Raw genomic sequence first — 9897 nt, 5'->3', positions numbered from 1 at the left:
AGCTCGCGGGCACTCCAGCCCGGGCACGTGGGGACGGGCGCGTCCCACCGCTCGACGCGCTCCGCCGCGGTGGCGAACCGATCGGTGAGCTCGGCGAGGCGGCCGACGGCGGCGGAGAAGTCGGGCGGGAACGCGGCGGGATCACTGTGGGTCACGGGCACACGATAGCCGACCACACCCACGGGAGGTGACCCCCGGACGGCCTCGCACCCACGGGAGGTGACCCCCGGACGGCTACCAGCCGACGAGGAGGTCGTCGCGGGCCTCGAGGTACGCGAGGGTCATGAAGTAGTTGTCGTGGGTCGCGACGCGCGCCATGTACGAGTCCGGCTCCATCTCGAGCGTCACGCGGTCCAGGTTGTTGGGCGTGGCGGAGTACGAATACCCGGGGAAGCCCAGGTAGTCCGTGCGCCGCCACAGGTTGATCCACACGGGCTGGGGCCGCGGCGCGATCGCGAACGTCCCCTCGGGGATATTGAGCAGCTCCGTCAGGGGCGTGCCGGCTACGGAGCGCGAGGAGTCGCCCCTGTGCGCCGCGGCCTGCGCGACCGAAGCCGCCGTGCGCTCCCGGGACGGCGAGGGTGCGTCGTGGAGATCCTTGCCCTTCCAGGGGTCGGCGGTCCAGAACGACGGCGCCGCCACCCCGGGCGTACCGAGCACCTCGGGCCCGAACAGCTCCGGGAAGAACCGGCCGAAGTAGGGACGCAGCTGCATCCCGAACGTGAGCAGCCGCACGCGGTTGAGGAGGTCCGCTCGGCCGAGGGCCGCGAGGTGGAACAGCGAGGCGACGCCGAGCACGGTCCCGAGGCTGTGCGTCGCGAGCAGCACGCGGCGGGTGGGGGCGGGCGCGCCGTCGGGCTCGAGCCAGCGGATCATGCGGTCGGCGAGCTCGGGGACGGCCCGCTCGGAGAAGCACGCGGGGCCGAACGGGTGTGCGGCGCGCGGGAGCCACGCCATGAGGTCCCACAGGAGGCCGAGCGGGCGGCTCGCGCCGGTCGTGGCCGAGTTCGCGATCGCGACCGTGAGCACGGCGAGCGCTCCGAGCACCACCGACGTGAGCACGGCCCACTCGGCGAACGCGGTGAACGCCGCGAGCCCGTCGCGCCCGCCGAGCCACGAGCCGAGGACGCCGAGGACCCACGCCCAGCGGCCCGTCTGCCCGCGCGCCTGGCGCATCACCGTGAACGCGAGGGAGACCGTCACCGTCACGCCAATGACCCAGCTCACCGTGTGCAGGAGCGGCTCCGCCCGCTGCATGAACGCGCTCGAGCGGCGCACCGCCTCGATCTCGGACTTGAACACCTTCTCCGAGGGGTCGACGGGAGGATTCTCGATCTCGCCCTTCTGCACGCCGAACCACGCGGGCACGCCGAGGAGCGCGATGACGAACAGGACCATGAGCACGAGGACGCCGCCGAAGGCCCAGAACACGGTCGGGACGGCGATATCGTGCGCGCCTGCGGGGATGGAGACGTCGCGGAACAGGGGATCGCCCCGGTCCGGGAGCGACTGCAGGCGGCCGGACCGGAGATACGAGCCGGTGCCGAGCGCGACCGCGCTCGCGAGGAACGCGCCGATGAGCAGCGCCACGAACATGAACACGCCGGGGCCGGCGCCGTGCCACGCGTGCTCGTGGCGGCGCGGCTCGCGGCGGCGGAGCACGACGTACGGCACCACGAACCCCACGCCTGAGAGGACGACGACGGCGATCGCCGCCGCGTTCGCCGCCCACCCGAGCGGGTCGAGCCAGCCGCCCACCGCGACGACGAGCGCGAGGACGCCCACGGTGAGCACCGCCGTCGCGATCCACTCGCGGTAGCCGGAGCGGACCACGCAGCCAACGGTCGCCAGGATGGTCAGGAGAACAAGGATCACGGTGGGCGTGAGCTGACCGGCCGTGAACGGCGCGGTTTGGTCCGTGGTCGGAGTGGTCGCCTCGACGACGACGCACGCGACGTACGTGAGGATCGCGGTCCCGAGCAGGAAGTACGCCCACACCTCGCGGCGCGCCCAGAAGTCGGCCACGAGCGGAGGTCGCACCGAGCGCGACCACCACGCGACCACGTAGCCGACGGCGGCGAGCTCCACCGCCGCGACGGAGAGGAGCGAGACGGGGGCCGCGCCGTCGTGGGCCGCGGCGTCGCTCATGAGCAGGATGACCACGAGCAGAAGGCTCGCAGCGATGTGCAGCGTTCCCGTGGGCGAGTTGATGCGGCGCCGCACCCACAGCGCGGGAACGGCGAGCGCGAACGCGTCATGCTCGGCGCCGAGCCCGCGTGCGCGGGCGGCGTCAAGGGCGCGCGTGCGGAAGCGGACGTTGCTCGCAAACCCTAGGAGCCCCACGAGGACGACGGCGGCGATCGGCGCGAGCGACAGGGCCGCCAAGCGCTGGCCTCGCGTGAGCTCGCGCAGGCCGTCGAACTGGGACGGGAGCGCGCTGCACAGCTTCCACGAGTTCGGCACGCCGGTGGGCAGGAAGCACTGGACGGCCACGAGATCGAACGCGACGGTCGAGACGGCGGCGACGAGCCAGAGCGTCAGCAGGAGCGCGAAGACGCGGACCACTCCCCCGCCGCTGCCCGTGCGGAGGCCGCCCTCGCGGCTCGCGTCGGGCCGGAACGAGCGCGCCCAGTAGGCGGCGTTGGAGAAACCGAACGGCGCGACGATGAACCAGCCGAGGTTGTAGAGCGTGCGGCCGGCCTTGCCGAGCAGGCTGTTGCCGCGCAGGAAGCGGTCGAGGTTGCCCCAGCTGTAGGCCTCGAGGTGCGTCTTCTGGCCGGGCAGTGGCTCGCGGACGGTGTAGAAGCCGGCGAGAGAATCGCCGAGCGGGATCACGCCGTCCTGCGCGAGGGCGATGTTGGACGTCGGCGTGCCGAGCAGGTCCTGCGGGGGCGAGTTCCGGATGCCGTGAACGCGGAGTTCGAGGACGTCCGGCGCGGACCCGTCCGGGGCGCTGGGGTTTGTGGCGCTGGACCAAGCGCCTGATGCTGCGGACATGGCTGACTTCCCAAGGGCTGTCCCCAGCGTTGGCTTCGATGGTACGGCGGGTTCCGGCGGGGTGTCCACAGGCGGCTCGCGCGGCGGTACCCTTCGGCCATGAGCATCGAGCAGTGGCGGAGGCTCACGGAGTGGCCGACCCTCGCGGCCGCGGTCGTGTTCCTCGGGGCGTATTCCATTCAGGTGATCGCGAATCTGCCGGAGTCGGAGGGCATCTGGGCGGAGGCCCTCGTGTGGGCCGCGTGGGCCGTGTTCGTGGTCGACTACACGGGGCAGCTCATCCTCGCGCCCGAGCGCGGCCGGTGGTTCGTCCGGAACCTCCACGAGCTCGCCATCCTGGCCCTCCCGGCGCTCCGCCCCTTGCGGCTCCTCCGGCTCGTGACGTTCCTCCGCGTGGTCCACAACAAGGCCGGCGCGGCCCTCCGGGGCCGGCTGCTCCTGTACGTCGTGGGCTCGGCCGCGACGATCATCTACTGCGCGGCCCTCGCGGTGGAGGACGTCGAGCAGAACGAGGTGGGGTCCAACATCCGCTCGTTCGGCGACGCGATCTGGTGGGCGCTCGAGACCATCACGACCGTAGGCTACGGCGACCACTACCCCATCACGATCGTGGGCCGCTTCGTCGCGGCGGGCCTCATGATCGCGGGCATCGCGGTGCTCGGCGTCGTGACCGCGTCCATCGCGGCGTGGCTCGTGGAGAGCGTTTCCGCACGGACCGCCGCCGAGGTGGAGGCCGACGTCGAGGCGGAGGTCGAGGAGGTCGAGGCCGAGGTCGAGCAGCTCGAGCAGACGCTCGAGGCGAAGGTCGAGGCCCTCACCGAGCAGGTCGCGCGGCTCGCGGCGGCGCTCGAGGCCGCGCAGGAGCGTGAGAGGGCACGCGGAACCAGCTCTCCGTGAAGAAATACACGATAGTGAACAGAAACCCTTGATCTGCTGAATTTCTTCACTATAGTTGTGTGAGTCAGGTCACCGAACGAAGGAAAGACATGACCACGGAGAGCGTCGCACCGACCCCCTTGGCCACGACCGCCTTGCTCGCATCAGTGGGCACGAAGGTCCGGGCGAGGCGCAAGGAGCTCGGCATGACCCTCGCCCAGCTCTCTGACGCCACCGGGCTCAGCCAGGCAATCGTCAGCCAGATTGAGCGCGGTCTGGCGAACCCCTCCTTCACGACCCTTGCCCAGCTGGCACACGGGCTGGACATACCGGTCGGCCGCTTCTTCACGGGCCAGCCGGACAGCGCCTCCCCCGTTGTCAGGAAAGCCGAGCGGCGCAATCTGCGGGGCGTCACCCGCGAATCTGTCGGCGAGGCGATCCATGAACTGCTGACCCCCAACACCAACGGGGCCCTCGAGGTCCAATGGATCGTGACGCCGCCCGGCCACGACACGAGCTCTACGCCCTTCCATCACGGCGGCGAGGAATTCTGCCTCGTCATTTCCGGACGCAAGGACGTGTATCTCGACGGAGTTCGCCACAGCCTCAGCGAAGGCGACTCCATCACTTATTCCTCCGAGATCCCCCACTGGTATTCGAATAGCTACGAAGAGGTCTGCGTAGCCATCTGGGTCAGCGCCCCCCGCGCCTGGTAATTCGGCCATTTCAGGCTGATCCCCTCTCACACCTCATTTCCGCATGTGCCTGCGTGCCATGCGGCATACCCTCTCGCGCCCTGCAGCGGCGCGGCAAAGGACCTCTCATGATCGAGAATGTGGTCACTGCCGACCCCACCACGTCCCGTCGTTTCTCCGCCGAAGTGCGGAGGGGCCTCTTGGCCCTCGGCCTCGGCAATGCGCTCGAATGGTACGACTGGATGGTCTTCGGACTCCTCTCGGCCTTTATCGGGCCGAACTTCTTCCCGGACCGGGATCCCCTCTCGGCGACCCTCAACACGCTCGCCGTCTTCGCCGTCGGCTTCGCGTTCCGGCCGCTCGGCGGCGTTCTGCTCGGCGTCTTCGCAGACCGGATAGGCCGCCGTCGGATCATGCTGCTCTCCATCATGCTCATGGCCGGCACCACCCTCCTCATCGCCGTCACGCCGAGCTACGCCGTGATTGGCCCGTGGGCGGGAGCCATCCTCGTCGCGTCCCGCATCGTCCAGGGCATCTCGACCGGCATCGAGGCGCCGCTCTCCACATCGCACGCCGTCGAACTCGCGCCGGAAGGCCGCGAAGGCATGGTCGCGGGGCTCATGAGCTTCTACGTGAACCTGGGCATCCTCCTGGCCTCCCTCGTGAGCTTCCTCTCGAGCCTCGCCATCGGCGGGGCCGCGATGAGCGCGTGGGGCTGGCGGATCCCGTTCGTGATCGGCGCGGTCCTCGGCGTCGTGGTCCTGTACCTTCGGCGCACCCTGCCCGAAACGATGCGGCCCGACGAGCTCGCGGCCAGCTCGGGCGGCACCGTGTGGTCGGGACTCCGGAAGCACTGGCTCGGCGTTCTCGCGATCGTCTTCGTGGTCGGAGCCGCCCAGGCGTACAACTACGCGTGGAACACCGGCCTCCCCACGGCGGCACGCAGCAACTTCAAGGAAGACGCCACCGCGGTCTTCGCGCTGACGACGGCACTGGCAGTTGTTCTCGTGGTCGGCAGCTGGGTAGTGGGCAGACTCCTGGACGGAAAGGCCCTCTCGCGCTGGTTCGTGGTCACGCGAATCCTCGCCATCCCGTCGGTCTTCCTCATGCTGCTCTACGTCCGGCCCGGCATCGGCGGCTTCGCGGCCGTGCTCCTCGGTGGCTCGGTGGTGCTCGTGCTCAACATGACCATCTACAACGTGGTGAGCGCGTCCCTCATGCCGAAGAACGTCCGTGGCACCGGCACCGCGCTGGGCTACGGGATCGGGGTCGCCGTCTTCGGCGGCACGGCCTCCTACCTCCTGGTCTGGTTCCAGTCCCTCCACGCCGACTGGATCTTCCCGACCTATGTGGCCGTGCTCTCGGCCCTCAGCGTCATCCTCTACCTCCTCGCCCGTCGCTCGTCCGGCGTCTTCGTCGGCAAGTAAGGAAGCAATACTCATGGAAACACTCGATCTGCGCGTCCGCTCGGAAGAACTCGCGGCCCCGATCGTCAACCGCTCGCAAGTCCTCGTGGTCGGGGGTGGGCCCGCCGGCGTTGCGGCGGCCGTCACCGCCGCCCGCTCCGGCGCGAGCGTCACGCTGCTCGAACGCTATTCGTACCTGGGCGGGCTCGCGTCCGGCGGAATGGTCCTCGTCCTGGATGACATGGTCAACGGCCCTGAGATCACGGTCACGGGCATCGTCTCCGAGTACGTCGAGCGCCTGCAGGCCCAGGGCCTCGCCGTCGTGCCCCCCGCCGAAGATCGCCGCACCTCGCAGGAGCTGTGGAACAGGTGGGGCCGCTACGGAACGTTCGACTTCCACTCGCACTCCACGCCCAAGCCCATCTGCTACGCGGCGGCCTTCGACCCCGACGGGTGGAAGCGCGTCTCCAACGATCTGGTCCGTGAGGCCGGTGTGACGCTCCGCCTTCACTCGTGGTTCTCCCGCCCGATCGTCGACCAGGCCGCTCCTGGCGAGAACGGCGTCCTCAAGGGCGTCGTCGTCGAGACGAAGGCGGGCCCGCAGGCGTACCTCGCGGACGTGGTCATCGACACGACCGGGGACATCGACGTCGCCTCGCGCGCCGGGGCGAAGTTCGCCCACGATTCCTACATCACCACGCTCGTGTTCCGCCTCGGCGGCGTCGACACCGGGGAGGCCGAGCGCTTCGAGCAGGAGAACCCGAAGGAGGCGCGCGCCATCAACCGGCGCGTCAAGCGCCTGCTCGGCGGCGCGTGGGAGCTGTGGTGGCTCAAGACGCCGCTCGAGGGAGTGGTGTGGTGCAACGCGCCCCACATGAGCGGCTTCGACGGCGTGGACCCCGCCGATCTCACGGCGGCCGAGTTCGCAGCCCGCGACCGCATCACGGAGGCGGTCGCGTACGTCAAGGAGAACCTGCCCGGCTTCGCGAACGCCTACATCCTCGATGCCGCACCGCAGCTCGGCGTCCGCCAGACCCGCCTGCTCGAGGGCGAGTACGTCATGACGAAGGAGGACGTCGTGTCCCGCCGGCACTTCGCCGACACGGTCGCCCGCGGCCGCGACTACTACTACCCGTATCGCTCCCTCCTGCCCCGCGAGGTCGACCAGCTCCTCGTGGCCGGGCGCCACTACTCCGCGACTCCCGAGGCGCAGAAGATGAGCCGCGAGATCCCGCCGTGCATGGCGATGGGCCAAGCCGTGGGCGTCGCGTCGGCCCTCGCGGTGGCCAGCGGGAAGCTCGTGCGCGAGGTCGATCCCCGCGACATCCAGGCGGGCATGCGCAGGCAAGGCGCAGACCCAGGCGACGTCCCGTCGTCGAACGCTGGGCTCGACGACGCAGCGAACGACGGCGGCGCGAACCTCGGCGCCGATTCGACCCTCGCGGGGGTGGGAGCGTGAGCACCATCACCGTTGAGACGCCCGAGGCGCCGTCCGGCGTCCCCACCGCCCGCGGCGCTGAGACTGAATCCGCGCGGTCGCTCCCGCTCGCGGGGATCAAGATCGTGGACTTCACGCAGGTGTTCATGGGCCCGAGCTGCACCCAGCTCCTGGGCGACTTCGGCGCCGATGTCATCAAGATCGAGCGGCCCGGCTCGGGCGACATCTCCCGCAACTCCTTCCCCGACCCCGATGGCAAGGACAACCCGATCTTCCTGTCGATCAACCGCAACAAGCGCGGCATCAGCGTCGACACGCGCACGGCGGAGGGCCGCGAGGTCATTGCGCAGCTCATCAGCGGTGCGGACGTGGTGGTGAGCAACTTCCGCGCCGGCGTCATGGAGCGCATGGGCTTTGGGTATGAGGAGGTGCGCCGCGCCAACCCTCGCATCATCTGGGCCTCGGGCACCGGCTTCGGCCCCGAGGGTCCGTACTCGCACAAGGGCGGCCAGGACGCGATTGCCCAGGCCTACTCCGGCGTCATGTGGCGGCGCGACCGCGAGGACCTCCCGCCCTCGATCTACCCGACCACGCTGTGCGACTACATCACGGGCATGCACCTGCTCCAGGGCATCCTTCTGGCCCTCCGCACTCGCGACGTGAGCGGCGTGGGCCAGAAGGTCGAGGTCACGATGTACGACTCGATGCTGCACCTGCAGATGCAGGAGGCGTGCATGCAGCTCAACCGCGGCTACGAGGTCAATTGGGGCGCGATGCCGCTCAGCGGCGTCTTCGAAACCACCGACGGCGCGGTGTGCATGGTCGGCGGCTTCACGCCAGACCCGCTCCTGCGCATCTCACGCGCGCTCGAGCTCGACGAGGACCTCACCGAGCGGCCGGAGTTCGCGAACCTCGAGCGCCAGTTCGAGAACAAGCCCGCCCTCCAGGCCATCTTCCGCGAGCGCTTCGCCACCGGGAGCACCGCGCACTGGACCGAACGGCTCGAGGGCGAGGACCTGCTCAACGCGCCGGTCTTCACGCTCGAGCAGACTCTCGCCGACGAGCAGACGCGCGTCAACGGCATGATCGTCGAGGCGGAGCACCCGAGCGTCGGCACGGTCCGCATGCTCAACGCGCCCATCCGGCTCTCGGAGACGCCGGCCTCCGTGCGCCGCGTCGCGCCGCGCCTCGGCGAGCACAACGCCGAGGTGCTGCGCGAGAACGGCTTCGACGAGGAGACGATTCTCCGCCTCCAGGAGCTCGGGGTGCTCCGGTGAGCGCCGCTCCGATGAGCACCGCTGCTCCGGCGAGCGCGGCTGACGTCGATGTGGAGCCCGCGGTGACAGGCGTGCGCTTCGACGTCCGCGGCGGCGTCGCGTGGGTCGTGATCGACCGCCCGCACGTGCTCAACGCCGTGGACGGCCCCACGACGGAACGCCTCAACGAGGTCTGGGCCCGCATCGAGGCGGATCGCACCGTCCGCGCCGTCGTCGTCACGGGCGCGGGCGAGCGCGCGTTCTGCGTCGGCGCGGACATGTCCGCCTCCGGCGTGGACAAGACCGGGCTCGAATACTGGGCCGACCTCGACCCGAACGGCTTCGGCGGCCTGAGCCTGCGCGAGACGCTCGACGTCCCGGTGATCGCGCGCGTCAACGGCTACGCGCTGGGCGGCGGGATGGAGATGGTCCTCGGCGCGGACATCGTGGTCGCGGCGGAGCACGCGCAGTTCGGGCTCACCGAGCCGCGCGTGGGCCGGCTTGCGCTCGACGGCGGGATCCACCAGCTCGTGCGGCGCGTCCCGCACACGCAGGCCATGTCGATGCTGCTCACGGGCCGCAAGGCGGGAGCTGCAGAGATGAAGGACATGGGGCTCGTCAACGAGGTGGTCCCGACCGCGGAGCTGGACGCCGCCGTCGAACGCTGGCTCGACCAGATTCGGGCGTGCGCGCCCACCTCGGTCCGGGCCGTCAAGCAGATGGTGACCCGCACGGCGCACCTGACGCCCACCGAGGCACGCGCCACGCGCCTCCCCGCGCTCATGGCGGCGCTCACCAGCAAGGATTCGGCCGAAGGCGTGCTCGCGTTCCAAGAGAAGCGCGCGCCCGTGTGGCCGGGAGAGTAGGGGTTTCGTGACCGTCACACTGCAACCCGGCGTCTGGGGCGTGGTCCCGACACCATTCGCGGGCAGCGCCCTCGACGTCGATACCGACAGCCTTGCGCAGCTCGTGGAGCACTACACCGAGATCGGCGCCGTGGGGCTCACGGTCCTCGGCGTGTTCGGCGAGGCCGCGTCGCTCAGCACCGCGGAGAAGTCGCTCGTCCTCGAGACGGCGGCCGAGGCGAGCCCCCTCCCGATCGTCGCGGGCGTGACGGCGTTGGCGACCCGGCCTGCCATCGACGAGGCCGTCGCCGCGCTGCGGGCCCTCGGCGACCGGCTCGCGGCCGTCATGGTGCAGGTCAATTCAGCCGACCCGGGCGTGCTCGC

The 9897-nt window shown here is 70.3% G+C and carries 9 protein-coding genes; 7 read left to right on the top strand and 2 right to left on the bottom strand.

The genetic code is table 11. The features are described 5' to 3' along the window. Positions 1-234 precede the first annotated feature (234 nt). Positions 235-2997 carry a hypothetical protein gene (locus tag ACLN58_RS12500; RefSeq protein WP_415855588.1) on the bottom strand — a complete coding sequence of 921 codons (2763 nt, stop codon included), beginning with the start codon at positions 2995-2997 and terminating at the stop codon, positions 235-237. 99 nt (positions 2998-3096) lie between these two features. Here ACLN58_RS12500 and ACLN58_RS12495 point away from each other — a divergent pair, with 99 nt between their 5' ends. After that, positions 3097-3894 (top strand): potassium channel family protein, encoded by a 798-nt coding sequence (locus ACLN58_RS12495; RefSeq protein ID WP_415855587.1) that lies wholly within the window; start codon positions 3097-3099, stop codon positions 3892-3894. Positions 3895-3958: 64 nt separating this feature from the next. Here the strand turns inward: ACLN58_RS12495 and ACLN58_RS12490 are convergent, their stop codons facing one another. Beyond that, positions 3959-4081 (bottom strand): hypothetical protein, encoded by a 123-nt coding sequence (locus tag ACLN58_RS12490; protein ID WP_415855586.1) that lies wholly within the window; start codon positions 4079-4081, stop codon positions 3959-3961. Here ACLN58_RS12490 and ACLN58_RS12485 point away from each other — a divergent pair. From ACLN58_RS12485 to ACLN58_RS12460, 6 genes are all read left to right on the top strand, one after another. Continuing rightward, a complete protein-coding gene (locus ACLN58_RS12485) occupies positions 4080-4589 on the top strand; it encodes a helix-turn-helix domain-containing protein (protein WP_415855585.1) in 510 nt (169 codons plus the stop codon). The two genes, ACLN58_RS12490 and ACLN58_RS12485, sit on opposite strands and share 2 nt — an antisense overlap. Before the next feature lie 107 nt (positions 4590-4696). Beyond that, on the top strand, positions 4697-5995 hold the full coding sequence (locus ACLN58_RS12480; protein WP_415855584.1) for an MFS transporter: 1299 nt from the start codon (positions 4697-4699) through the stop codon (positions 5993-5995). A 13-nt stretch (positions 5996-6008) separates the two neighbouring features. Beyond that, a complete protein-coding gene (locus ACLN58_RS12475; protein WP_415855583.1) occupies positions 6009-7433 on the top strand; it encodes an FAD-dependent oxidoreductase in 1425 nt (474 codons plus the stop codon). Further along, positions 7430-8689: a CaiB/BaiF CoA transferase family protein gene (locus ACLN58_RS12470; RefSeq protein ID WP_415855582.1), complete on the top strand. Its 1260-nt coding sequence runs from the start codon at positions 7430-7432 to the stop codon at positions 8687-8689. Before ACLN58_RS12475 ends, ACLN58_RS12470 begins: the two co-directional genes overlap by 4 nt. Before the next feature lie 11 nt (positions 8690-8700). Then, complete coding sequence (locus tag ACLN58_RS12465) at positions 8701-9534, top strand: enoyl-CoA hydratase-related protein (RefSeq protein ID WP_415855581.1); 834 nt, start codon at positions 8701-8703, stop codon at positions 9532-9534. A gap of 7 nt (positions 9535-9541) precedes the next feature. Further along, a partial coding sequence (locus ACLN58_RS12460; protein ID WP_415855580.1) for a dihydrodipicolinate synthase family protein occupies positions 9542-9897 on the top strand: 356 nt, incomplete at its 3' end.

It is taken from the genome of Sinomonas sp. G460-2 (genome assembly GCF_047759905.1).
Classification (GTDB): domain Bacteria; phylum Actinomycetota; class Actinomycetes; order Actinomycetales; family Micrococcaceae; genus Sinomonas.
This window is presented reverse-complemented; position numbering and strand designations above follow the sequence as displayed.

What these genes read in the sequence shown, in the direction of transcription:
- ACLN58_RS12500 (WP_415855588.1), bottom strand. Translation starts at nt 2,997, where the DNA reads ATGTCCGCAGCATCAGGCGCTTGGTCCAGCGCCACAAACCCCAGCGCC.
- ACLN58_RS12495 (WP_415855587.1), top strand. Translation starts at nt 3,097, where the DNA reads ATGAGCATCGAGCAGTGGCGGAGGCTCACGGAGTGGCCGACCCTCGCG.
- ACLN58_RS12485 (WP_415855585.1), top strand. Translation starts at nt 4,080, where the DNA reads ATGACCCTCGCCCAGCTCTCTGACGCCACCGGGCTCAGCCAGGCAATC.
- ACLN58_RS12490 (WP_415855586.1), bottom strand. Translation starts at nt 4,081, where the DNA reads ATGCCGAGCTCCTTGCGCCTCGCCCGGACCTTCGTGCCCACTGATGCG.
- ACLN58_RS12480 (WP_415855584.1), top strand. Translation starts at nt 4,697, where the DNA reads ATGATCGAGAATGTGGTCACTGCCGACCCCACCACGTCCCGTCGTTTC.
- ACLN58_RS12475 (WP_415855583.1), top strand. Translation starts at nt 6,009, where the DNA reads ATGGAAACACTCGATCTGCGCGTCCGCTCGGAAGAACTCGCGGCCCCG.
- ACLN58_RS12465 (WP_415855581.1), top strand. Translation starts at nt 8,701, where the DNA reads ATGAGCACCGCTGCTCCGGCGAGCGCGGCTGACGTCGATGTGGAGCCC.